This window comes from Pectobacterium wasabiae CFBP 3304 (assembly GCF_001742185.1).
Lineage (GTDB): Bacteria > Pseudomonadota > Gammaproteobacteria > Enterobacterales > Enterobacteriaceae > Pectobacterium > Pectobacterium wasabiae.
In genome coordinates this window covers 845,588-868,872 of record NZ_CP015750.1, presented here as the reverse complement: position 1 = coordinate 868,872, position 23,285 = coordinate 845,588, and the positions used below count along the sequence as shown (strand labels likewise).

General features: G+C 50.8%; 16 protein-coding genes and 1 pseudogene. 9 read left to right on the top strand and 8 right to left on the bottom strand.

Annotated features, from left to right (window positions below):
- Positions 1 to 11: 11 nt before the first annotated feature.
- Entirely contained in the window at positions 12 to 1,052 is a 1,041-nt protein-coding gene (locus tag A7983_RS03850) for a GMP reductase (protein WP_005975198.1), read from the top strand.
- Positions 1,053 to 1,139: 87 nt separating this feature from the next.
- Here A7983_RS03850 and hofC read toward each other — a convergent pair whose 3' ends face one another.
- The 5 genes and pseudogenes from hofC to A7983_RS03825 form a co-directional block, all read right to left on the bottom strand.
- Positions 1,140 to 2,345 carry a protein transport protein HofC gene (gene hofC / locus A7983_RS03845; RefSeq protein ID WP_005975196.1) on the bottom strand — a complete coding sequence of 402 codons (1,206 nt, stop codon included), beginning with the start codon at positions 2,343 to 2,345 and terminating at the stop codon, positions 1,140 to 1,142.
- A pseudogene (gene gspE / locus A7983_RS03840) lies at positions 2,342 to 3,813 on the bottom strand (type II secretion system protein GspE). Before gspE ends, hofC begins: the two are co-directional and overlap by 4 nt.
- 2 nt (positions 3,814 to 3,815) lie before the next feature.
- Positions 3,816 to 4,262, bottom strand: a complete 447-nt coding sequence (ppdD, locus tag A7983_RS03835) for a prepilin peptidase-dependent pilin (RefSeq protein ID WP_005975191.1) — start codon at positions 4,260 to 4,262, stop codon at positions 3,816 to 3,818.
- A gap of 310 nt (positions 4,263 to 4,572) precedes the next feature.
- The gene (nadC, locus tag A7983_RS03830; protein ID WP_005975188.1) at positions 4,573 to 5,463 is read right to left on the bottom strand and encodes a carboxylating nicotinate-nucleotide diphosphorylase; all 891 of its coding nucleotides are present in this window, start codon (positions 5,461 to 5,463) and stop codon (positions 4,573 to 4,575) included.
- Positions 5,464 to 5,607: 144 nt separating this feature from the next.
- Positions 5,608 to 6,468, bottom strand: a complete 861-nt coding sequence (locus A7983_RS03825) for a nucleoside-specific channel-forming protein Tsx (RefSeq protein WP_005975185.1) — start codon at positions 6,466 to 6,468, stop codon at positions 5,608 to 5,610.
- A gap of 400 nt (positions 6,469 to 6,868) precedes the next feature.
- Between A7983_RS03825 and ampD the strand changes: the two genes are divergently transcribed.
- Positions 6,869 to 7,444 carry a 1,6-anhydro-N-acetylmuramyl-L-alanine amidase AmpD gene (gene ampD, locus A7983_RS03820; protein ID WP_005975182.1) on the top strand — a complete coding sequence of 192 codons (576 nt, stop codon included), beginning with the start codon at positions 6,869 to 6,871 and terminating at the stop codon, positions 7,442 to 7,444.
- On the top strand, positions 7,441 to 8,295 hold the full coding sequence (gene ampE, locus A7983_RS03815; RefSeq protein WP_005975179.1) for a beta-lactamase regulator AmpE: 855 nt from the start codon (positions 7,441 to 7,443) through the stop codon (positions 8,293 to 8,295). The genes ampD and ampE overlap by 4 nt, the downstream gene beginning before the upstream one ends.
- A gap of 36 nt (positions 8,296 to 8,331) precedes the next feature.
- Here the strand turns inward: ampE and A7983_RS03810 are convergent, their stop codons facing one another.
- From A7983_RS03810 to A7983_RS03800, 3 genes are all read right to left on the bottom strand, one after another.
- Positions 8,332 to 9,288 (bottom strand): glycoside hydrolase family 43 protein, encoded by a 957-nt coding sequence (locus A7983_RS03810; RefSeq protein WP_005975176.1) that lies wholly within the window; start codon positions 9,286 to 9,288, stop codon positions 8,332 to 8,334.
- Positions 9,266 to 10,699, bottom strand: a complete 1,434-nt coding sequence (locus A7983_RS03805; protein WP_005975173.1) for a glycoside-pentoside-hexuronide (GPH):cation symporter — start codon at positions 10,697 to 10,699, stop codon at positions 9,266 to 9,268. The genes A7983_RS03810 and A7983_RS03805 overlap by 23 nt, the downstream gene beginning before the upstream one ends.
- A 183-nt stretch (positions 10,700 to 10,882) precedes the next feature.
- Entirely contained in the window at positions 10,883 to 12,241 is a 1,359-nt protein-coding gene (locus A7983_RS03800) for an amino acid permease (RefSeq protein WP_005975170.1), read from the bottom strand.
- A 646-nt stretch (positions 12,242 to 12,887) separates the two neighbouring features.
- Between A7983_RS03800 and pdhR the strand changes: the two genes are divergently transcribed.
- From pdhR to A7983_RS03770, 6 genes are all read left to right on the top strand, one after another.
- Positions 12,888 to 13,652 (top strand): pyruvate dehydrogenase complex transcriptional repressor PdhR, encoded by a 765-nt coding sequence (gene pdhR, locus A7983_RS03795; RefSeq protein ID WP_005975168.1) that lies wholly within the window; start codon positions 12,888 to 12,890, stop codon positions 13,650 to 13,652.
- Between the two features lie 142 nt (positions 13,653 to 13,794).
- Positions 13,795 to 16,458 carry a pyruvate dehydrogenase (acetyl-transferring), homodimeric type gene (gene aceE / locus A7983_RS03790; protein WP_005975165.1) on the top strand — a complete coding sequence of 888 codons (2,664 nt, stop codon included), beginning with the start codon at positions 13,795 to 13,797 and terminating at the stop codon, positions 16,456 to 16,458.
- A gap of 14 nt (positions 16,459 to 16,472) precedes the next feature.
- Positions 16,473 to 18,359 (top strand): pyruvate dehydrogenase complex dihydrolipoyllysine-residue acetyltransferase, encoded by a 1,887-nt coding sequence (gene aceF / locus A7983_RS03785; protein WP_005975162.1) that lies wholly within the window; start codon positions 16,473 to 16,475, stop codon positions 18,357 to 18,359.
- A 236-nt stretch (positions 18,360 to 18,595) separates the two neighbouring features.
- A complete protein-coding gene (gene lpdA / locus A7983_RS03780) occupies positions 18,596 to 20,020 on the top strand; it encodes a dihydrolipoyl dehydrogenase (RefSeq protein ID WP_005975159.1) in 1,425 nt (474 codons plus the stop codon).
- 165 nt (positions 20,021 to 20,185) lie between these two features.
- Positions 20,186 to 21,364 (top strand): dienelactone hydrolase family protein, encoded by a 1,179-nt coding sequence (locus tag A7983_RS03775; protein WP_005975157.1) that lies wholly within the window; start codon positions 20,186 to 20,188, stop codon positions 21,362 to 21,364.
- 113 nt (positions 21,365 to 21,477) lie between these two features.
- Positions 21,478 to 23,184, top strand: coding sequence for a hypothetical protein (locus tag A7983_RS03770; RefSeq protein ID WP_005975155.1), 1,707 nt, complete (start codon positions 21,478 to 21,480; stop codon positions 23,182 to 23,184).
- The last annotated feature ends 101 nt before the right edge of the window (positions 23,185 to 23,285 follow it).

Below are 23,285 nucleotides of genomic sequence, written 5' to 3'. Positions count from 1 at the left end.
ACTCGAACCTCATGCGTATTGAAGAAGATTTAAAGTTAGGCTTTAAAGACGTTCTCATCCGGCCAAAGCGTTCGACGCTGAAAAGCCGCTCCGAAGTTGAATTAGAACGTCAATTCACTTTTCTCCACGCCGGAGGCAACTGGTCCGGTGTACCGATTATCGCAGCCAATATGGATTCCGTAGGTACGTTTAGTATGGCGGAAGTCCTAGCCTCTTTTGATGTTCTGACGGCTGTCCATAAACACTACTCTGTCGAACACTGGTCTCAGTTTGTGCAACGCGCACCGGCATCGGTATTACGTCATGTTATGGTTTCGACCGGGACATCTGACGCTGACTTCATCAAGTTAAAGCAAATTCTGGCACTGTCGTCGGAGCTGAAATTTATCTGCATCGATGTAGCAAATGGCTATTCTGAACACTTTGTGACATTCCTGCAAAAAGCACGTGAGGCCTGCCCAGATAAGGTTATCTGCGCGGGAAACGTCGTGACGGGCGAAATGGTGGAAGAACTCATTCTCTCTGGGGCAGATATCGTGAAAGTCGGCATTGGCCCCGGTTCTGTTTGCACTACACGCGTTAAAACGGGTGTAGGCTACCCCCAGCTTTCCGCCGTGATTGAATGTGCCGATGCGGCACATGGCCTTGGTGGGCAAATCGTAAGTGATGGCGGTTGTGCTATGCCGGGTGATGTAGCAAAAGCATTCGGCGGCGGTGCAGATTTCGTTATGTTGGGCGGCATGCTGGCAGGGCATGATGAATGTGAAGGCACCATCGTTGAAGAAAACGGTGAGAAAATGATGTTGTTCTACGGCATGAGTTCCACATCTGCGATGGAACGTCACGTCGGCGGTGTGGCGGAGTACCGTGCCGCAGAAGGAAAAACCGTGAAATTGCCACTGCGCGGTCCGGTAGATAATACTGTCCGCGATATCCTTGGCGGCTTGCGATCGGCCTGTACCTATGTTGGCGCATCCCGCTTGAAGGAGCTGACGAAGCGCACAACGTTTATCCGCGTGGCCGAGCAGGAAAATCGTATTTTCAACGGATAGTTATACGTCTTCACATTCTGTCTTTCCGTTGTTAACAGCGATTGCGTAGTTTGATTTGTCGACGTTGTCTTGCATGTATTGGCTGGTTCAGGCACCAGCCAATACATTCCCCAGTTGGAAGATAGGCAAGTACATGCCAATCACTAGCGCCCCGACCATTCCTCCGACGACCATCATCAATAACGGCTCCAGCGTTTGTGTCAGCATATCGGCCTGTTGTTGCACCCGCCTCTCATGCCATTCTGCTAACTGTGTAAAGATTGTATCCAGCGCTCCGGTTTCTTCCCCAACCCGAATCAACTGCGGACAGGGTGCAGGGAACAATGCGATGTGATGTTGTGTGGCATGATATAGCGACGTACCCTGATGCAACTGCGTCTGTATCTGTTGAATGGCTGCCTGATAAAGCGGGTGACGGATCGTTGCTGCCGCATCCAGCCCCTCAGGAAGCGTTAAACCGGCATGCTGAGTCATGGCCAGAATATTGAATATCTGGTTCAGTGATTTACCACGTAGCAAACTGGATACCACAGGGAGCCTCAGCAGCCATTCTTGTTCTCTGGTTTTCCATAATGGTCTTTGCTGTCTCAGTCGGGCATACCCCAATATTAGGCAGCTAATAAGCAATAGCCCAAGGAACCCGTAGCCAGCAAGGAGGTCGGCTAGATGAAGTAACTGCCGAGTAAACCACGGCAACGGCGTATTGAACGAGGAGTAGAGTGTTGCGAATTCGGGTAGAACCAGCAGCAACATCATCATGCTGACCAGCATTGCAATGAGCAAAACAAAACAAGGATAGCGTAGCGCCTTGATAACTTTTTGTTGCAGTCTGGATTGCTTCTCTTGCTGTTGTGCTAGCTGTAGGCAGCATACGTCTAGCTTCCCAGTCAACTCGCCGACGGCAATGAGGGATCGATACAGGACTGGAAAGATATGAGGATAGTCGTGCAATGCCTCAGACAGCGAGTTTCCCTGAGCAACATGAGTTCGGACGTCCCGTAATATGCAGCGCCAGCCAGGGCGCTCATGTTGCTCTGATATCAGTTTTAATGCTTCCAGCAGTGGCAATCCAGCTTGTAGTAGTGCAGCAAGCTGTTTGATTAACTCACCTAGCTGTTCGCGTTTCCAGTAGCGGGGTGATAGATAATGACCAGCCTTTACGATGAGCGGCTGGTAGCCTTGGGCAATCAGGCTGGCATAAGCGTGCTGGCGGTGCGTGCTAATAAGCGCGCCGTCAGCAAATTCACCCTCGGATGTGATTGCCTGCCAGTGATATAAGCGCTCTAACTTCATTGCGCCTCCTGATTCATCGACCGTTCATCGCCTACAACACGATAGACTTCAGCAAGTGAAGTCAGGCCGTCGTTGACCAGCTCCAACCCCGAGGCCAGCAGCGTTGGGAAACCTGAGTTGCGTGACAGTACAGATAATTCCCCTACGCTGGCGTTGCCTGCTAGCGCGGTTTGAAAATCCGGCGTGATGGGCAGTAATTCATAGAGCGCGACACGGCCATAGTAACCAGAGAAACAGTGACTGCAACCATTGGCTTTCCAATGGTGCAGTGGTCCTTGCCACATGTCGTTTGGCAGTGAGAGTAGCGGCTCTCCTGGCGTTTTACAGTGCGGGCATAATCGACGTACAAGTCGCTGTGCGACGATGAGTTTTAGCGCCGCCGCTAACAGATAACCGGGAATGCCCAGATGGTTGAGACGAGTCAGCGTTTCTACGGCAGAGTTGGTATGCAACGTGGACATGACCAGATGGCCGGTTTGTGCGGCTTTTACCGCAATTTCTGCGGTTTCAGCATCGCGGATTTCACCAATCATAATGACGTCTGGGTCTTGTCGCAGCAGCGCACGTAAAATTCTGCCAAAGCCCAGTTCCGCTTTAGGATTGATCGCCGTTTGGTTGATTCCCTGCAAGGGGATTTCGACCGGATCTTCCACGCTACAGATATTGCGACTGCTATCGTTCAGCCAGCGTATCGCGCTGTAAAGCGTCACGGTTTTGCCACTCCCCGTTGGACCGGTGACTAGTAGCATACCCTGTGAGGTACTCAGCACACCGATAAGCTGTTGCAATGCTTTTGCAGTAAGCCCGAGTTTATCCAGCACCAACTCCTGCTGATGTGTTTGTAAAATACGCAGGACGACTTTTTCTCCCTGCTGCACGGGAGGGTGGCGATGCGTAACGAATAGGGCTGTTGATCCAGCATTAGGCTGAATTGACCATCCTGCGGTAACCGCCGTTCGGCGATATTCAATTTGCCCATGATTTTCAGCCGTGCGGTAATACGGCCTGTCAACTCTGGCGGTGGCGCGGATATGGCCTGCAATACACCGTCAATGCGTAGCCGCACACGATAGCTGTCTGGCTGTGGCTCAAAGTGAATATCAGAGGCTCGGCGCTGAACGGCGAGGCGCAGCGTTTGATGGATAAACTGCGCTACGGGGGAATCGTCGTCATGCTCCTGCTGCCCGGTATTGGTGTGATAAGTACCGGCATGATAGGTTTCTGCTGGCTCAGCAACGGCGTTCACTGGGTTAAGCTGTTGTTCCATTCTGGCCTGTGGCCACTGTTCCACCATAATTCGGCGGTTGCTGGCGAAACGCAGTGCGGCGATCATCTCTGAAGAAGGGGACACCGTGACGGCGACCGACAGCGTTTGTTCATCAATGCTGAGTAATAATGCCTGATAACGTCGGCACAACGTCTGTAACTCGCTGAGTGTATGCTCGGTGGAGAAGGCGGAGCCAGTCATGATTAACCCGCCGTGTTATCGAAACGGAAAACGTCCTGACAGGCAGATTGCAGGCTCTCTGTGCCGTCGTCCGTGGCACAATTTTTCGTCCAGCGTGAAGCGCCGGTTTCGGTATTCCACGTTGGCGTCAGAATAACGCGCAGCCCTTGCAGAGTAGATTGCCCAGTCAGCACAATTACGCCTTGTACGACGCTAACGGTGCTGACATAGCGTGAAGATTTGCTGCCAGGAATCCCCTGATTCCCTGCATTGCAGGCCGTAAACGCAGCATTTTCCAGACCGCAGAGATCGACTGGCGTTTTATACGACACCATCGTTTGCAGCATGTCCGTCAGCGCAGCTTTTTGCAGATAGCCTTGATAGGCGGGAACGCCAATGGCGCTGAGGATAGCGATGATCGCAATGACGATCATCAGCTCAATCAGTGTGAATCCTTGTTGTTTTGTCATGTTGATTTCCCTGGTGTTGAGTATAAATTTTGTGGCGTATAAATCCATACGGACGGCTGGCAGCATAGAAAAGGGAATGAGGGCTGACGAGCGGGGAAAATCAAAACAGGAAAGCGCGACGACATGTTTTTAGAGATTTACAGAGCGTTGAAAAATTTTTGCGAGCAGAGACGCAATTTTCACGCTGCCGGGATAGATCATCTGTACAGGATCGGCGGTCTACGTCGTGACGATGGTGTATGAGGCGATGAGGTTTAGAGATGCGAACGAGGTGCGCAATGGCACCTCGTCGATAGAAATAGCGAAGTGATTAGATAAAGCGCATGGATAAATCCAGTGCCTGTACGTGCTTGGTTAATGCACCCACCGAGATATAGTCCACGCCAGTTTCCGCATAGCCACGTAGCGTGTCGAGTGTGACATTACCGGATACTTCCAGTAGCGCACGGCCTTGTGTTAAGCCAACGGCTTCCCGAATGTTATCCAGACTAAAATTATCCAGCATAATGATATCTGCGCCAGCCTCTAGCGCCTGCTGTAACTCATTCAGTGATTCAACTTCAACTTCGACTGGAACATCGTTACGTAAAGCCTGCGCTTTTTCTACCGCATTTTTGATTGAACCTGCGGCGATGATATGGTTTTCCTTAATCAGGAAGGCATCGGATAGACCAAGACGATGGTTGTCTCCGCCACCGCACGATACGGCATATTTCAGCGCCGTTCGCAGACCTGGCAGCGTCTTGCGGGTATCCAGCAGTCGGGTGCGCGTTCCTTGTAGTACGGCAACATAGCGGCTGACCTCGGTTGCGACGCCGGACAGCGTTTGCAGGAAATTCAGCGCCGTGCGTTCACCGGTCAGGAGCTGTTTGGCTGGTCCTGTTATATCGCACAGCGTTTGATTGGGGGTGATGGCCTCACCATCGGCGACGTGCCAAACGATCGTTGCCGTGTTGCCCAATTGAGAAAAGACTTCCTCAAGCCAGCGCGTACCACAAAATATGCCTGCTTCACGCGTGATAATGCGGGCGTTGACGGTCTCGTTGTCGGGTAACAGCAGAGCGGTAATATCTTGATTAGCATCGACGATGCCACCTAAATCTTCACGCAGTGCCAGTTGCACGCTGGCGGGGATATCTTGTGCAATACGAGCGAGCAAGGCTTGTTGACGTTGTTCCTGACTGTAGCGACGCGTTGACATGACAAAACTCCGAAGGGGGATTCGGGGGTCTATGCTACCTTGTTTATATCAGGACATCCAGAATGGATACTTATTATAATTCAACGCGTTAATGTTATTGGTTTTCCGACGAATATTCATATTCGTCGGAAAGGTAGCGCGATTTTAGAAGTTGTAACCGACGACCAGGTAGTAGCCCCAACCGGTGGATTTCACTTCAAACGGGCCTTTGCCAAAGTTGAGTTCTGTGCCATCAGCCCATTGGCCGCCGTTGTGGAAATAACGAGCGACAAACGAGTAGTGCCAGTGGTCGTAGCCCAGTGCCAGAATATGGCTGGAGGCAATGGAGTTGTTAGTGCGGCTTGAATTTGATTTATCACGCAGTTCTGAACCGAAATCGAAATTGGTGAAGCTGATATACGAGACGTTACCGCCCATCAGGGAGCCGAGTGGGTAAGAGTATTTCACTTTTACACGATAGCCGTCCCACTCATTTTCGTTCGCTGCGCCGTAGTTCTGCCATTGGTATTTGGCATAGCCGTTCAGTGAGAGCGACAGATCGGTTCCGGTATCAATATCGGTCCCTAACCCCATGTACCACGTGCTCTGGCGTGAACCGCTGTTGCGACCCTGATCGTAAATAACATTATTGGCGATGTACCACTCTTTAAACGGTCCAAAGCTCAGATCCGTTCCTGTCAGTTTATCAATCGAGAAGCGTGGCTCGATCTCGACAAACAGTGGGGAGCCTTTATCCCAAATACCGCGGCTGTCGGGATCGCCACCGAAAAACTTAGGTGCGTCGGCGTAGCCGTAGAAATCGAACCAGTCTTTACGCGCAAATGCTTCATATTCCAGGTAAGTCGTGCTGTTCAGGTGTGGTCCGAAACGCGTGTGGGCGCTGCCGACGACGTTAACGCTCTGGTGCCACCAGTCGGAGAGGTATTCAGCTTTATTGCTGTCGGCAAGGGCAGGCATTGAGCATGACAGTGCGAGCAAGGCGCCTGCGGCGAAAGTTTTTTTCATGTTAAGTACCGTAGTGTTAGACGTTATTTACGCCATGCGTAAGACCGCAAAATAAGTTTTGGTAATATCAAAAAAAATCAGAAGATAATTTTGTCATGCATTTTAAGTAAAAATAGACGCAATGCACGAAAACGATTGCCTTCTATTACGCCATTACATTTGTAGTGTGACTTTAATCACATAATTGGATTGAGGATTTTACCTTGCTAAAAAGGATGTGGAGGTCGAAAACAGGCAGGAAATGGCGGAAATCTCACAGAACGAACGGTAAAACCTATCGATATCCAGTTGGATAGATAGGGTGGTGTGAAACATGGTATCTTGAATACAAGGACTTTTGGCTCCAATTGATTTTTCGCCTGATTCAGCCGGCAAACGATACGATGCGAGGTTATCGCCGATGCTTTTGGAAAATGGCTGGTTATCTGACATTACCCACACGCCTTCACCGCATTATGATGGCCGCCCGAATGATGAGGTGCCTTCCTTGCTGGTGATTCACAATATCAGTCTGCCGCCCGGTGAGTTTGGTGGTCCGTATATTGATCAACTGTTTACGGCTACTTTGGATCCCACTGCGCATCCCTATTTTGCCGATATTTCCCATTTACGTGTAGCGGCACATTGCCTGATTCGTCGCGATGGGCAAACCACACAGTATGTGTCTTTCGACCAGCGCGCCTGGCATGCCGGTGTTTCGGTGTTTGAAGGCCGTGACCGCTGTAATGATTTCTCTATTGGCATCGAGCTGGAAGGTACGGATACGCTGCCTTTTACCATGGCGCAGTATCACTCACTGGTTGCGATTACACGCCTATTAATGCGGGATTATCCTATTACACTGTCGCGAATTACCGGACATAGCGACATCGCTCCGGGCCGCAAAACCGATCCCGGCGCGGCATTTGACTGGGATGGCTATCATCGTCTGCTACAAGAAAACTGGACAGAAAACAAAGGGAGTCTCGATCAATGACGCTGTTTACACTGTTGCTTACGCTGGCATGGGAACGGTTGTTCAAGCAGGGGGAGCATTGGCAGATCGATCATCGGCTTGACGTTGTATTCCGACACGTTCCCTCTCCCTCTTTATTTCAAACGCTGCTCCTGACGCTATGCAGCATGGGTATCGTGGCGGGATTGCTGTGGCTAACGAGTGGCATTCTGTTTGGCCTGATTTCTCTTTTGCTGTGGATTGTTATCAGCCTGATGTGTATTGGTGCGGGTGAGATTCGTCAGCACTATCGGCGCTATTTGCAGGCGGCACAGCGCGGCGAGGCGGATGCCAGCCGGGAAATGGCGGCGGAATTGGCGTTGATTCACGGTTTGCCCGTTGGCGCAGGTGAAAGCGAGCAGTTAAAAGAGCTGCAAAATGCATTGCTATGGATAAATTTCCGGTTTTATCTGGCTCCGCTATTTTGGTTCGTCGCCGCAGGGCCATACGGGCCGATTGCGCTAGTGGGGTATGCATTTTTGCGCGCCAGACAAACCTGGCTTGCTCGGCATAACACGCCGCTGGAACGTGCACAGTCCGGTGTTGATCGTTTGTTGCATTGGCTTGATTGGATCCCTGCACGTTTGGCGGGTGCGGCTTATGCCTTGCTGGGGCACGGCGAGAAAGCACTACCTGCCTGGTTCGCCTCGCTGGGGGATTCTCGCAGTTCACCGTATTGGGTGTTGACTCAACTGGCCCAATTTTCTCTCGCGCGTGAATCCCACGTTGAGCCTGTGGAGACGCCCAAAGCCGCTGTGACGCTGGCGAAAAAGGTGACGCTGGTATTAGTGGTTGTCGTCGCGCTCCTGACGATATACGGTGCGCTGGTTTAATTTCCCGTTGGGCATCCCAGCGCACCCGTTTCTCGCTTATTGCCTGTCAGCGGGCGGTTCGCCGAACACGGGCATTCCGTCACGATCCCAGGTGAAGGTTTTAATCCGCGTATGGCGATTAGGGTCATACAGCGGGTCTCCTTCGATCTCCGTGTAGTTGCGGGCGTGGTAAACCAGAACGTCTTCGCCCGTTTCTGTTTGCGTAAAGCTATTATGGCCTGGCCCAAACTGCCGGTTTGCTCGGCTGGTGGTAAAGACCGGCTGCTGCGATTTATGCCAGCTTGTCGGGTTCAACAGATCGCTGTCTGCATTCGCCCACAGTAAGCCGATACAGTAATTTTCATCGGTGGCGCTGGCGGAATAGGTGATGAAGAGACGTTCTCCGTGTTTAATGACAGCGGGCCCTTCGTTGACTTTAAAACCGACCACTTCCCACGGCAGTTCCGGCTTGCTCAACATGACCGGCGTGCCTTTCAGCGTCCACGGATTTTCCATTTCCGCCAGATACAGATTCGAATTACCAGAGATAGCGGGATCTTTTTGCGCCCATAGATAGTAGCGTTTGCCTTTATGTTCAAAGTGGGTGGCATCCAGCGAGAAGGTATCAAATTGTGTATAAATCCGGCCTCTTTCTACCCAGTTGCCTTTTAGCGGGTCGCTGTCTGCACATTCCAGCGCAAACATACGGTGCTGGAATAAGCCGTCTTTGATGTCTTCCGTCGGCGCAGCGGCGAAATAGACATACCATTTGCCATGAATCACGTGCAGTTCTGGTGCCCAAATCAGTGTACTTAAAGGGCCGCGTTCATGCTTGCGCCAGATTGTCACTGGGGTCGCGTGGGCAAGCGCCTCCAGCGAACTGGCCCGGCGAATTTCGAGCCGATTGTATTCAGGTACTGAGGCAATAAAATAATATTGTCCATCCGTGTGGCGAAGAATGAAAGGGTCAGCCCGTTGTTCAATCAGTGGGTTAGGCCATTGATGTGGGTTCATCATTCTCTCCTCCTCTTTTGACGTTGGGTGATTGACTGTCGCGGCTTTCGCTCAGTTCCCGATAGTTATTACGGCGTTTTTCCAGATCGATTTGTATTTGCTGCATAAGCTGGCGATCGACCTTCAGCAAACGTACAACGCCTGCGGTAATCAAATAGCCTACGCCGGGAATAAGGGTGAACAACATAATGATACCGTTCATGGCTTCTGCATTTTGCTCTGGAGCATTGGCATCATAACCATAGTAGGACAGCAGGAAGCCGACCATCGCCCCAGCAATCGCCAGCCCGACTTTCAGGAAGAACAGATTGCCTGAAAAGCTGATCCCAGTGATTCGCTTGCCGGTTTTCCACTCGCCATAGTCATCCACATCGGCCATCAGCGACCAGTGGAGCGGGGACGGAATCTGGTGCAGGACATTCAGCAGGAAGTACATCACCAGAATAAAGCTGGTCAGGTGAGGGTTGAAGAAATAGAAGGCGCTGGAAAAGATCGCTAGCGCGATGTTGACCCAGAAAAACACTTTCAGCTTGCAGAAACGGTCGGTCAGGGGTTTCGCCAATGCACTGCCGAACATCATGCCGACCACGCCGAGACTGATAAACAGGCTGGCGAATGAGACGGACTTTCCCATTACCCACGTGACGTAGTACATCGTGGCCGCCATGCGGATAAATCCAGGACAGACGTTGCACAGGGTTAACAGCAGAATGCGCGGCCATTGGTCGTTTTTCCAGACGTCTCGTAGGTCCGCTTTCAGCGCGTCGTTGGTGGGGATGGCGGGTTTAATTCGCTCCTGAACGGTAGCAAAGCAAAATAGAAACATGAATAGGGCAATGATCGCCATCACGCCCATCGACATTTGGTAGCCGCGTGCTTTGTCCTCGCCGCCGAACCACTCAGCCATAGGCAGCAGCGTCGAAGAGAGGATGAGCGTGGCGATACCGACCATGATGAATCGGTATGACTGGCAGGAAACTCGCTCATGCGGATCGGCGGTTATCACGCCACCCAGTGAGCAGTAGGGGATGTTGATGGCGGTGTACGTCAGCGACATCAGAAAATAGGTGACGAACGCGTAGATGACCTTGCCGTTGTAGCTCCAATCCGGCGTGGTAAACATGAGGACGCTGAACAGCACGTAGGGCACGCAGACCCAAAGCAGATAAGGCCGAAAGCGACCCCAGCGGCTTTGGGTGCGATCGGCGATCGCGCCCATAATCGGGTCCGTGACGGCATCGATGACGCGAATGGAAAGTAGCAGGGTGCCGACCAAGGCTGGCGAGAGCCCATAGATATCTGTGTAGAAGTAGCTCAGAAATAGCATGATGGCTCCGCCAATCATGTTGCATCCTGCGTCACCCATTCCATAGCCGATCTTTTCTTTAACGGACAGTGCGTTGTTCTTCATGAATACGACTCCTGTGCTTAACGTGTAAGCACGATTATTCCTCTCGATAGGGATAAAAGAGCGTATGAAATCGGTTGCAAAAATGGACAAACGGGTCGGGTGGAGCAAAGTGTGATGGACATGGCAAATATGAAAATGGCCGACAGAGTCGGCCATGGAAAAGGATGTGGTGAACGCTGAGGCTTACGCCGCCTGATTTTTCTTTTTGATGAAGTAACCAGCGCCCAGAATAATCAGCCAAACCGGAATCAGCATGACGGAAATCTGAATGCTCGGCGTCAGGAACATAATCACCAGTATACCGGCCAGGAACAGCAGACAGAGGTAGTTACCCAGCGGATAAAGCAGTGCTTTAAACTTGGTCACCGTACCTTCTTTATCTTTCTGCGCTCGGAACTTCAGGTGTGCCAGACTGATCATCGCCCAGTTAATCACGAGAGCCGATACGACCAGCGCCATTAATAGCTCAAATGCTTTACCGGGAATAAGGTAGTTGATCAGCACACAGAGTGCTGTCGCCAGTGCGGAAATACCGATTGCGACAACGGGTACGCCGCGACTATCGACGGTTGCCAATGCTTTTGGCCCATTCCCCTGTTTCGCTAGCCCGAACAGCATGCGGCTGTTGCAATAAACACAACTGTTGTAAACCGACAATGCTGCGGTCAATACCACGATGTTCAGTACCGTCGCCACGGCGTTGCTGTTCAGTTCATGGAAGATCATCACGAACGGACTACCGCCTTCTACCACTTTCCCCCATGGGTAAAGTGACAGCAGGATCGCGAGCGAGCCGATATAGAAAATCAGGATGCGGTAGATCACCTGATTGGTTGCGCGTGGAATACTTTTCTCTGGGTCATCAGCTTCTGCTGCGGTAATCCCGACCAGTTCCAGACCACCGAATGAGAACATGATAACGGCCATCGCCATGACCAGACCGAGCCCGCCATTCGGGAAGAACCCGCCTTGCGCCCACAGGTTGGTCACGGTGGCTTCTGGCCCGCCTGTACCGCTGATCAACAGCCAGCCGCCGAAGACGATCATGCCAATAATCGCGGCGACTTTGATGATGGCAAACCAGAACTCCATCTCACCGTAGACTTTGACGTTTGCCAGATTGATGGCGTTAATCAGTAGGAAGAAGACGGCAGCGGACACCCAGGTCGGAATATCTGGCCACCAGTACTGGACGTAAATCCCCACGGCGCTGAGCTCGGCCATGGCGACCAGAACATACAGCACCCAATAATTCCATCCAGACGCAAACCCAGCGAAATCGCCCCAGTATTTATAAGCAAAGTGGCTGAACGATCCGGCTACCGGCTCTTCAACCACCATCTCGCCCAACTGGCGCATAATGAGAAACGCGATCAGTCCGCCAATCGCATAGCCTAACAGGACCGATGGCCCAGCCATTTTGATTGTTTGCGCAATACCAAGAAAGAGGCCAGTACCTACCGCGCCACCCAAGGCAATCAACTGAATATGACGGTTTTTCAAACCACGCTTTAGCGTGCCGTCCGCTTGTTGATTATCCATCAAATTTAACCCTCTGCCAGTGCAAGTAAAAAATACGCCGCGTATCATTGACTGTACGTTTGTGTAATTTTATTTTTACGGAATAGATTTTCTTAAAACAAGAAAGCCTCTACCGTTTGCCAAAGAATAGTGGTAAGTACGCAAGATTGCACTGATTTCTTATAGTCTGATAATTAAAAACTATCGCCACATCAAAATTTTTATCTCTCTTTGATTGACCCCTTTGGTGATGGGAAACCGATGAGCGATACCTCTTTGGGCTTACTCCCTTTTATTGCCGCTTTATCCCGCTGTAAAAATAGTGTTTACCCTGATAGGGGACTACTGGTAATCACGCTATCTTTGCAAGAATAAAAAACCTTTTTTTTTGAATAAAGATTCACTATTTGTGCATTTAAACGGTTCAGCACTGCCTGCTTTACGTTTCAAAAAAGTTAAAATATAGACAGGGGGGATTAATGGTAATACCACAGGTGGGCTATCACTTTGCCGCATGTTTCTCATGCATTTGTTAAAATCTGGTGGGATTGGTGATTTAGCTCAAGGTCCTTATGGACAGAAGGTGAATACTTTGTTACTTTAGCGTCACGTTTTTGAAATTGGTATTACCAATTGACTCCGCGCCATTCGCAGAGAAGAATTCACCATGGCATACAGCAAGATCCGTCAGCCCAAACTGTCAGATGTGATTGAACAGCAGTTGGAGTTTCTGATCCTTGAGGGAACCTTGCGCCCCGGCGAGAAGCTCCCACCGGAGCGTGAACTGGCAAAACAGTTCGATGTTTCCCGCCCTTCTCTGAGAGAAGCCATTCAACGCCTGGAAGCCAAAGGTTTACTTTTGCGCCGTCAGGGTGGTGGTACCTTCGTTCAAGCCAATCTATGGCAAAGTGTCAGCGATCCGCTGGCAGAATTACTGAGCACACATCCCGAATCACAGTTCGATCTTCTGGAAACGCGTCATGCGCTGGAAGGCATTGCTGCCTACTATGCGGCGTTGCGTGGCACTGAGTCGGATTTGCAACGTATCCGGGACTGCCATGCCGTAGTTGAGAAGGCGAAGGAAGCGGGCGATCTGGACGCTGAGTCAGAAGCCGTTATGCAATATCAGGTTGCTGTAACAGAAGCCACGCATAATGTGGTTTTGTTGCATTTGGTGCGCTGTATGGGGCCGATGCTTGAACAGAACGTGAGGCAGAATTTTGAATTGCTTTATTTGAGCCGTGAAGTGCTGGCTCAGGTAAGCATTCATCGCGCCAGCATTTTTGAGGCGATTGTTGCCCGTGAGCCGGAGAAGGCGCGCGAAGCATCACACCGCCATCTGGCGTTTATTGAGGAAGTATTGCTGGATCTTAACCGGGAACATAGTCGGCGCGAAAGATCGCTGCGTCGGCTCCAGCAACGCAAGGACTGAGCACCCGTATTTTGGTGCTCTGAATGCGACAATGACGACGATGAGCCTGTCTTCATGCGTTTTGCTTAGGGTAAAACCTGAACCAGAATGCAGGAAGACAGGCTCCAACAAACCAACTTATTAGAGAAGATAAGGAATAACCATGTCAGATCGTTTAAATAATGACGTGGATCCGATCGAAACCCGCGACTGGCTGCAGGCGATCGAATCGGTCATCCGTGAAGAGGGTGTTGAGCGCGCTCAGTTCCTGATAGATCAGGTCCTGAGTGAAGCACGTAAAGGCGGCGTCAGTGTTGCTGCTGGTCTGGCTGCGCGTCAATACGTCAACACCATCGCTGTGGAAGACGAACCGGAATACCCAGGTGACCTGGATCTGGAAAGCCGTATTCGCTCAGCGATTCGCTGGAACGCGATCATGACAGTGTCGCGTGCCTCGAAAAAAGATCTGGATCTGGGCGGCCACATGGCTTCTTTCCAGTCTTCCGCCACATTCTACGAAGTGTGTTTCAACCACTTCTTCCGTGCTCGCAATGCGCAGGACGGCGGCGACCTGGTCTACTTCCAGGGCCACATTTCTCCGGGCGTTTACGCTCGTGCCTTCCTTGAAGGCCGTCTGACTGAAGATCAGATGAACAACTTCCGTCAGGAAGTTCACGGTAACGGTCTGTCTTCTTATCCGCATCCTAAACTGATGCCGGAATTCTGGCAGTTCCCGACCGTTTCTATGGGTCTGGGCCCGATTGGCTCGATCTACCAGGCTAAGTTCCTGAAATATCTGGAACACCGTGGCCTGAAAGATACCTCTAAGCAAACCGTTTATGCCTTCCTGGGCGACGGTGAAATGGACGAACCAGAATCCAAAGGTGCGATCACCATCGCGACCCGTGAAAAACTGGACAACCTGGTCTTCGTTATCAACTGTAACCTGCAACGTCTGGATGGCCCAGTAACCGGTAATGGCAAGATCATTAACGAACTGGAAGGCATCTTCAGCGGTGCTGGCTGGGATGTTATCAAGGTTATCTGGGGCGGACGTTGGGACGAACTGCTGCGTAAAGATACCAGCGGTAAACTGATCCAACTGATGAACGAAACCGTTGACGGCGACTACCAGACGTTCAAATCCAAAAACGGTGCCTATGTGCGTGAGCACTTCTTCGGTAAATATCCGGAGACGGCTGCACTGGTTAAAGATTGGACCGACGATCAAATTTGGGCACTGAACCGTGGTGGTCACGATCCGAAGAAAGTCTACGCTGCACTGAAAAAAGCACAGGAAACCAAGGGCAAACCAACCGTTATCCTGGCGCATACCATTAAAGGTTATGGTATGGGCGACGCGGCTGAAGGTAAAAACATCGCTCACCAGGTTAAGAAAATTAACATGGACGGCGTGCGTTACTTCCGCGATCGTTTCAACGTGCCAGTTAGCGATGAAAATATCGAGAAACTGCCGTACATCACCTTTGATAAAGATTCCGCAGAGTACAAATACCTGCATGAGCGTCGTCAGGCACTGGAAGGCTACCTGCCAACCCGTCAGCCTAAGTTCAGCGAAAAGCTGGAACTGCCAACGCTGGAAGATTTCCGCACGCTGCTGGAAGAGCAGAATAAAGAAATTTCTACCACGATCGCTTTCGTTCGTGCTCTGAACGTGATGCTGAAGAACCCGTCTATCAAAGATCGTCTGGTTCCGATCATCGCCGACGAAGCGCGTACCTTCGGTATGGAAGGTCTGTTCCGTCAGATTGGTATTTACAGCCCGAACGGCCAGCAGTACACCCCGCAGGACCGTGAGCAGGTTGCTTACTATAAAGAAGACGAAAAAGGTCAGATCCTGCAAGAAGGGATCAACGAACTGGGCGCAGGTTCTTCCTGGCTGGCGGCGGCAACGTCTTACAGCACCAACGATCTGCCGATGATCCCGTTCTACATCTACTACTCCATGTTCGGTTTCCAACGTATTGGCGATCTGTGCTGGGCAGCGGGTGACCAACAGGCGCGTGGCTTCCTGGTCGGTGGTACTTCTGGCCGTACTACGCTGAACGGCGAAGGTCTGCAACACGAAGATGGCCATAGCCATATTCAGTCTCTGACTATCCCGAACTGTATTTCTTACGATCCGTCCTACGCTTATGAAGTGGCTGTCATCATGCATGACGGTCTGAACCGTATGTACGGTGAAGCACAAGAAAACATTTACTACTACATCACCACGCTGAACGAAAACTACCACATGCCTGCGATGCCGCAGGGTGCGGAAGAAGGTATCCGTAAGGGTATCTACAAGCTGGAAACGGTTGAAGGTAGCAAAGGTAAAGTTCAACTGTTGGGCTCTGGTTCTATCCTGCGTCATGTGCGTGAAGCGGCTCAGATTCTGGCGAAAGACTACGGCATCGGTTCTGACGTATTCAGCGTAACGTCCTTCACTGAACTGGCACGTGAAGGTCAGGATTGTGAGCGTTGGAACATGCTGCATCCGACCGAAACGCCGCGCGTACCTTACGTGGCTCAGGTACTGAGCGATGCGCCAGCGGTTGCATCTACTGACTACATGAAGCTGTTTGCTGAGCAAATCCGTAACTTCATCCCAGCTAGCGATTACCGCGTACTGGGTACTGACGGTTTCGGTCGTTCTGACAGCCGTGAGAACCTGCGTCACCACTTCGAAGTGGATGCGTCTTACGTCGTGGTTGCGGCTCTGGGTGAACTGGCTAAACGCGGTGAAATCGATAAGAAAGTGGTTGCTGATGCCATCACTAAATTCAACATCGATGCAGATAAAGTTAACCCGCGTCTGGCATAAGAGGTAAAGATTACATGGCTATCGAAATCAACGTACCGGACATCGGTGCAGATGAAGTTGAAGTCACCGAAGTGCTGGTGAAGGTGGGCGACAAAGTTGAAGCTGAACAGTCGCTGATCACGGTTGAAGGTGATAAGGCTTCTATGGAAGTCCCTTCTCCGCAGGCTGGTGTCATTAAAGAGATCAAAGTCTCTGTCGGTGACAAAGTTGAAACTGGCAAACTGATCATGATTTTCGATTCCGCCGACGGTGCAGTTGACGCTGCACCTGCCAAGGCAGAAGAGAAGAAAGAAGCGGCTCCTGCTGCTGCACCTGCGGCCTCCGCGGCGAAAGAAGTCAACGTACCGGATATCGGCGGTGACGAAGTTGAAGTGACCGAAGTGCTGGTTAAAGTCGGCGACACCGTTGCTGCTGAACAATCTCTGATCACCGTAGAAGGCGACAAAGCTTCTATGGAAGTCCCGGCACCTTTCGCCGGTACGGTTAAAGAGATCAAAATCAGCACCGGCGATAAAGTCTCTACCGGTTCTCTGATCATGGTCTTCGAAGTTGCCGGCAGTGCGCCAGCAGCCTCAGCAGCGAAAGCTGAAGCGGCACCTGCTGCTGCACCAGCGGCCTCTGCGGCGAAAGAAGTTAACGTACCGGATATCGGCGGCGACGAAGTTGAAGTGACTGAAGTGATGGTTAAAGTCGGCGATAAAATCGCGGCTGAGCAATCACTGATCACCGTTGAAGGCGACAAGGCTTCGATGGAAGTCCCGGCGCCGTTCGCGGGTACGGTTAAAGAAATCAAAATCAGCACTGGTGACAAAGTTAAAACCGGCTCACTGATTATGGTCTTCGAAGTAGAAGGCGCTGCGCCTGCTGCGGCTCCGGCTGCCAAGCAAGAAGCGGCTGCTGCACCAGCTCCGGCGGCAAAACCTGCTGCTGCACCGGCAGCGAAAGCGGAAGGTAAGAGCGATTTTGCAGAGAATGACGCTTACGTTCACGCGACGCCGGTTATCCGTCGTCTGGCTCGTGAATTCGGTGTGAATCTGGCGAAAGTGAAGGGTTCTGGTCGTAAAGGCCGTATCCTGCGCGAAGACGTTCAGGCTTACGTGAAAGATGCCGTGAAACGCGCTGAGTCTGCACCAGTAGCTGCTGCTGGCGGCGGTCTGCCAGGCATGCTGCCATGGCCGAAAGTCGATTTCAGCAAGTTTGGTGAAGTGGAAGAAGTGGAATTGGGCCGCATTCAGAAAATCTCTGGTGCTAACCTGAGCCGTAACTGGGTGATGATCCCGCACGTTACGCACTTTGATAAGACTGACATCACCGATCTGGAAGCGTTCCGTAAACAGCAGAACGTGGAAGCTGAGAAGCGCAGACTGGATGTGAAATTCACCCCAGTTGTCTTCATCATGAAAGCCGTTGCCGCTGCGCTTGAGCAGATGCCACGCTTCAACAGTTCCCTGTCTGAAGACGCGCAACGTCTGACGTTGAAGAAATACATCAACATCGGTGTTGCGGTTGATACCCCGAATGGTCTGGTGGTTCCGGTCTTTAAAGACGTGAACAAGAAGAGCATCACTGAGCTGTCTCGCGAACTGATGGCGATCTCCAAGAAAGCCCGTGATGGTAAGCTGACCGCAGGCGAAATGCAGGGCGGATGCTTCACGATCTCCAGCCTGGGCGGCATCGGGACTACGCACTTTGCGCCGATCGTCAACGCGCCGGAAGTCGCTATTCTTGGTGTGTCTAAGTCTGCGATGGAACCGGTCTGGAATGGTAAAGAGTTCACGCCGCGTCTGATGATGCCGATGTCTCTGTCCTTCGACCACCGTGTCATTGACGGTGCTGATGGGGCTCGCTTCATTACCATCATTAACAACACGTTGTCTGACATCCGCCGTCTGGTGATGTAATCGAAAAGCCGGCCTGACGGCCGGCTTTTTTCTGATAAGCTGTTATTTGTTATAGCTGTCAGTGATCAAGGACAAATCGTTAGTCGCTTGTTGTTTCAAAATTGTTAACGATTTTGTAAACTACAGCGGCAAAGACACGTCCCGGTGGAAGAGGGCGTTATTAAAAATGCACCCTCAATCAGAATGATGACGGGTGTGACGTCACAGACCCGCCGGAAAACAATTAAGAGGTCATGATGAGTACTGAAATTAAAGCTCAGGTAGTGGTACTTGGTGCCGGCCCCGCGGGTTACTCTGCTGCATTTCGTGCGGCGGATTTGGGCCTGGAAACCGTACTGGTAGAGCGCTACTCCACGTTGGGTGGGGTGTGTCTGAATGTTGGTTGTATTCCTTCCAAAGCCCTGTTGCACGTTGCTAAAGTCATTGAAGAAGCCAAAGCACTGGCGGAACACGGTATCGTGTTCGGTGAACCTAAAACCGACATTGATAAAATCCGTCTGTGGAAAGAAAAAGTTATCACCCAACTGACCGGTGGTCTGGCGGGTATGGCAAAAGGCCGTAAAGTTAAAGTGGTTAACGGTCTGGGTAAATTCACCGGTGCTAACACACTGGAAGTTGAAGGTGAAAACGGCAAAACGACGATCAGCTTCGATAACGCGATTATTGCTGCGGGTTCACGTCCGATTCAACTGCCTTTCATTCCTCATAATGACCCGCGTGTATGGGATTCTACTGATGCGCTGGAGCTGAAAAACGTCCCAGGACGTCTGTTGGTGATGGGTGGCGGTATTATCGGTCTGGAAATGGGTACCGTTTACCATGCTCTGGGTTCACAGATCGACGTTGTTGAAATGTTCGATCAGGTGATTCCAGCCGCTGACAAAGACGTTGTCAAAGTCTTCACCAAACGTATCAGCAAGCAGTTCAATCTGATGCTGGAAACGAAAGTGACGGCAGTAGAAGCCAAAGAAGACGGCATCTATGTGACGATGGAAGGCAAAAAAGCGCCTGCGGAACCACAGCGTTACGATGCAGTTCTGGTTGCTATTGGTCGTGTACCGAACGGTAAAAACCTGGATGCAGGCAAAGCGGGCGTGGAAGTTGACGATCGCGGCTTTATCCATGTGGATAAACAAATGCGTACCAACGTACCGCACATCTACGCTATCGGCGATATCGTCGGTCAGCCGATGCTGGCGCACAAAGGTGTGCATGAAGGCCACGTTGCTGCTGAAGTGATCTCCGGTAAGAAACACTACTTCGATCCGAAAGTAATCCCTTCCATCGCTTACACTGAACCAGAAGTGGCATGGGTTGGTCTGACCGAGAAAGAAGCCAAAGAGAAAGGCATCAGCTACGAAACCGCGACCTTCCCGTGGGCGGCATCTGGCCGTGCTATCGCGTCTGACTGCGCTGACGGTATGACCAAACTGATTTTCGACAAAGAAACTCACCGTGTTATCGGTGGTGCGATTGTCGGGACTAACGGTGGTGAACTGTTAGGTGAAATCGGTCTGGCGATCGAAATGGGTTGTGATGCAGAAGATATCGCACTGACCATCCATGCGCACCCAACGCTGCATGAGTCTGTTGGTCTGGCTGCTGAAATCTTTGAAGGTAGCATCACTGACCTGCCGAATCCGAAAGCGAAGAAGAAGTAAGTTCTTTCAGGTTCGCATAGCGTGAATTCAATCCAGCACCTTTACAGGTGCTGGATTTTTTTTGCCTGCGGCTTCGCAGAATGCGCCTTCCGTCCGTTTATTTTTAGCTGCGTCAATTACAATCAAGTCTCAAAAAAGAAACGATGTTTTATTTTTGAGGTTACGATGAATCTGAATACCTTACGCTCCTCTGTCTGGTTACTGGCGGCGTTGCTGGCCAGCCCTTCACTGATGGCGAACGATATGAACCCTCACTCTCAAATAGCGGCGGAACAGGCGGTGACGGATGAAGGGCTGCCTTCATTTTACCCGCAGCTTAAGCAGCAGATGACTTACTCGGATTCCTGGCTATCGGGAAACTTTACGGATTTTAGCCAGTGGCAATCCCAGTCGAGAAAAACGCTGCGTTCGCTGCTCTTGACGCCAGACTCCACCAAAGACTTTGCGCCGCAGGCGATTGAAAAACAGGATCGCGGTAGCTACACGGCAGAGAAAGTTGCCTTCAACCTCACCGATGAAAGTCGTGTAGATGCACTGCTCCTGACGCCAAAAAGCGCGGGACCACATCCGGCGGTGATCTTGCTGCATGACCACGGTGCCAAGTTTGATATCGGCAAAGAGAAGATGATCAAGCCGTGGGGCAATGACGAACAACTCGCTTCTGCACAGGCGTGGGCCGATAAGTTCTTCACCGGTCGTTTTGTGGGAGATGAACTGGCGAAGCGGGGCTATGTGGTACTGGCGGTGGATGCGCTAGGATGGGGATCGCGTGGGCCGATCAAATATGAGCAGCAGCAGGCGCTAGCGAGTAATTTCTTTAATCTTGGGCGCTCGCTCGCCGGTCTGATGGCCTACGAAGATATGCGGGCGACGGATTTTCTGGCATCGCTTGAGCAGGTTGATAAACAACGTATTGGCGTCGTTGGCTTTTCGATGGGAGCCTATCGTGCCTGGCAGCTCGCCGCGCTGTCCGACAAGGTCGCGGCAACGGCGGCGGTGTCCTGGATTGGCACATACGACGGCCTGATGACGCCGGGCAATAACGTGCTCAGAGGCCAGTCGGCATTCTATATGCTGCATCCAGGGCTATCGACACGCTTTGATTTCCCCGATGTGGCGAGTGTCGCCGCGCCAAAACCGATGCTGTTATTTAACGGCGGCAAAGACAAACTGTTCCCGACGAAATCGGTCGAAGATGCTTATGCCAAAATGCATGAAGTGTGGCAATCCCAACGGGCGGACAACAAGTTGCAAACCAAGATCTGGCCTGAGTTAGGGCATGTTTTCTATCAGGAACAGCAGGAAGAAGTTTTTAGCTTTCTGGAACAATGGCTGAAACCCTAGCCGTCAGTGCCTGAATTATAATAAATTTTTTGATAACATCAGCTTACTGATGTATTACTCGCCTCTGCGTGCTGTAGCATTCAGGGGCTTTTTAATTTTACAGGGATGAGGTGATGAAGAAATACCTGAGTATTATCATGGTGGCCTTATGGTTGTCAGGCTGTAATGGAGAAGAAAAGCTTCGCGAGGGGAAATATCTGGTTGAGGATATTCGCGTTGTGTTTGATAACAGTAAAAATCCTGAAGCCAATAAAAACAGAGATGATCTGCAAGAACATATCACGCAAGGCCTTAAGGGTATTAAAAATGACATCTACTTCAATCTGACACCGACTCAGGTGAGTTACTACAGCGTAGATGGTGAACATATAGAGGATATAAAAGAGAACCGAGTACGGGTAAACGGTGCGTGGAACACACTAAAAATTAATGGAAAGAATAAGGTTGAGTTTGTATCGGATAAAAGCGCTGCCTGTGCATTTTATTTCTGTGAAATCACTATGGTCTTGAAAAAGACGGAAGAACAGTCACCCGATTTACTCAAGATTAAGCAACGTTTTGAAGACAGCAAAAAAGCCTATCAGGCGCAGCTTCTTGAAGAGAAGGAGGCATTTAACCGCGCGCCGATGGACGATTTCCCCGGAGTTCCCTTTTATCCTGAAGACGACTTTACGATTAAGTTGCCGTTTAAGATGTACGACAAGCTGGATTTGTGGACATTCGGGACCTATGTTCGTCGGATGGGGCGTCTGCTGATCGATAGGGAAAATACAGATACACAAATCTATTCCTATCGGGATAAGCAGAATAAAACTGACTTTGACCTGTTTACTGTTAGCGCGGCGAAAGCGGATTTTAATCTCGCATCGTGGCTGGAAGGGCAAAAGGGCGTGTTGTTCCAATCAGAAAACGGCGCGGCATACGATAATCAGCAAGGCACATTAGAAGCCGTCTATTTTCAATATGATGAGGCTAAACAACGCTATTTTATCGGGTTAGCGAATGCCGAAGATATCGTAGCGTTAGCTAAAGCGTTTGCTGTACTGCGCACGATGGATGAACGTTACCGTGGTGAGCAGAGGTTGTCGATGTACGATCTGGCATTATCTCCGCAGGCGTTGGAAGCGAAGTATGGTGTAAAGATCGCGGATGAATTTAATATCGCAGAAACGCATCAGCAAATATGGAAAGAAATAAATAAGAATCTGGAAAAGCCCGAGCGTTTTATCGATCGGGGAATGCAACGCATACGGATAAAATTCCCGTCAGAAGTCATTCAATATAACATTTATTTTCAGGTCTCTCCCCAGTCAATCCCTGAGCTTATGGCTGAAACTAAAGAAATTGTTCCTGAAGGTAAACAGGTGGATGACATCTTTATTTATGGTGATAGCGCGTTTGCTGGCTATGAATATGACGCTCATGTTGGAAATGGGCTCATATTGCAATTCTTGGTGCCGAAGGATTCAGGAACACCGGTGGATCGGTTAATGCTTCTGCATGTGTTACGGCAGCTTGATATGACACATTTCCCCATGATTTCTGAGCAGGAAGGAAAAAACCTGTCTAAGTATAAACAAGCGCCACTTTTCGGATCTAACCTTGGCGATCGTTATTTCAATGTGAAAGAAGGTCTTATCGACAGCGTGGGCAATCTGATTATAGCTAATCCTGCTGATGGCTATTTTAAGTTTGAATACCGTTCTCCCAATATACTTGCGACCCGCTATAAATCAGAGGGGGAAGGGAATTATTCCAGAGTACCGGGTGTGATGGTATTTGATGAAAAAGGAAAATTGATTTCCCATCAGAAAGACTAATCGGAGCTGACGGCGTGGTGGTCGTCGGTAATGGTATTGTCGGGAATAGTGCTGTCGATAATGATGTCTATCGACAGCGCCTCGTATCCCGTTAAAACCAG

Bases quoted from the DNA above. Each gene is read 5' to 3' on its own strand.
- ppdD (WP_005975191.1), bottom strand. From the start codon at position 4,262: ATGACAAAACAACAAGGATTCACACTGATTGAGCTGATGATCGTCATT.
- nadC (WP_005975188.1), bottom strand. From the start codon at position 5,463: ATGTCAACGCGTCGCTACAGTCAGGAACAACGTCAACAAGCCTTGCTC.
- A7983_RS03810 (WP_005975176.1), bottom strand. From the start codon at position 9,288: ATGAACCCACATCAATGGCCTAACCCACTGATTGAACAACGGGCTGAC.
- lpdA (WP_005975159.1), top strand. From the start codon at position 18,596: ATGAGTACTGAAATTAAAGCTCAGGTAGTGGTACTTGGTGCCGGCCCC.
- aceE (WP_005975165.1), top strand. From the start codon at position 13,795: ATGTCAGATCGTTTAAATAATGACGTGGATCCGATCGAAACCCGCGAC.
- A7983_RS03800 (WP_005975170.1), bottom strand. From the start codon at position 12,241: ATGGATAATCAACAAGCGGACGGCACGCTAAAGCGTGGTTTGAAAAAC.
- A7983_RS03775 (WP_005975157.1), top strand. From the start codon at position 20,186: ATGAATCTGAATACCTTACGCTCCTCTGTCTGGTTACTGGCGGCGTTG.
- A7983_RS03770 (WP_005975155.1), top strand. From the start codon at position 21,478: ATGAAGAAATACCTGAGTATTATCATGGTGGCCTTATGGTTGTCAGGC.
- ampD (WP_005975182.1), top strand. From the start codon at position 6,869: ATGCTTTTGGAAAATGGCTGGTTATCTGACATTACCCACACGCCTTCA.
- A7983_RS03825 (WP_005975185.1), bottom strand. From the start codon at position 6,468: ATGAAAAAAACTTTCGCCGCAGGCGCCTTGCTCGCACTGTCATGCTCA.
- hofC (WP_005975196.1), bottom strand. From the start codon at position 2,345: ATGAAGTTAGAGCGCTTATATCACTGGCAGGCAATCACATCCGAGGGT.
- pdhR (WP_005975168.1), top strand. From the start codon at position 12,888: ATGGCATACAGCAAGATCCGTCAGCCCAAACTGTCAGATGTGATTGAA.
- A7983_RS03805 (WP_005975173.1), bottom strand. From the start codon at position 10,699: ATGAAGAACAACGCACTGTCCGTTAAAGAAAAGATCGGCTATGGAATG.
- A7983_RS03850 (WP_005975198.1), top strand. From the start codon at position 12: ATGCGTATTGAAGAAGATTTAAAGTTAGGCTTTAAAGACGTTCTCATC.
- aceF (WP_005975162.1), top strand. From the start codon at position 16,473: ATGGCTATCGAAATCAACGTACCGGACATCGGTGCAGATGAAGTTGAA.
- ampE (WP_005975179.1), top strand. From the start codon at position 7,441: ATGACGCTGTTTACACTGTTGCTTACGCTGGCATGGGAACGGTTGTTC.